This is a genomic window from Citrobacter sp. L55, assembly GCF_002850715.1.
GTDB lineage: Bacteria > Pseudomonadota > Gammaproteobacteria > Enterobacterales > Enterobacteriaceae > Citrobacter > Citrobacter braakii.
This window is the reverse complement of sequence record NZ_KZ559457.1, coordinates 1-552: the sequence shown is the minus strand read 5'-3', so window position 1 is coordinate 552 and position 552 is coordinate 1. Positions and strand designations below refer to the sequence as shown.

Annotated in this window: 2 pseudogenes; both read right to left on the bottom strand. The window is 50.9% G+C overall.

What is annotated here, in order from left to right:
- Positions 1-118, bottom strand: a pseudogene (locus B9P82_RS28130) (IS6 family transposase); the annotation flags it as partial.
- A gap of 253 nt (positions 119-371) precedes the next feature.
- A pseudogene (locus tag B9P82_RS28120) lies at positions 372-552 on the bottom strand (IS5/IS1182 family transposase); the annotation flags it as partial.

The window sequence follows — 552 nt, the reverse complement described above, 5'->3', positions numbered from 1 at the left end:
CTCCGCGTTCAGCCAGCATCTCCTGCAGCTCACGGTAACTGATGCCGTATTTGCAGTACCAGCGTACGGCCCACAGAATGATGTCACGCTGAAAATGCCGGCCTTTGAATGGGTTCATGTGCAGCTCCATCAGCAAAAGGGGATGATAAGTTTATCACCACCGACTATTTGCAACAGTGCCATATTTTTATTCCAGCAGGCGAGCTTTCCAGGATGCGTTTTTCACTATCCGAAACCCAACGGCTGAGGTGCCATTTCGGATCTTTAGCCAGGAATTGAGCAACCTCTTCGAGGAGTGCTTTTCCTGTTTCTCCTGGCTTTGTTGAATAAATCAGATTTCGGGTAAGTCTCCCCCGTAGCGGGTTGTGTTTTCAGGCAATACGCACGCTTTCAGGTATACCTGCTTTCGTCATTTTGTTCAGCGCTCGTACCAGGGCCATAGCCTCCGCAACCTGACCATCGTAGTCACGCAGCGTCAGTGAACCCCCGAACAGCTGTTTTACCCGGTACATCGCCGTTTCCGCTATCGAGCGACGGTTGTAATCTGTTGTC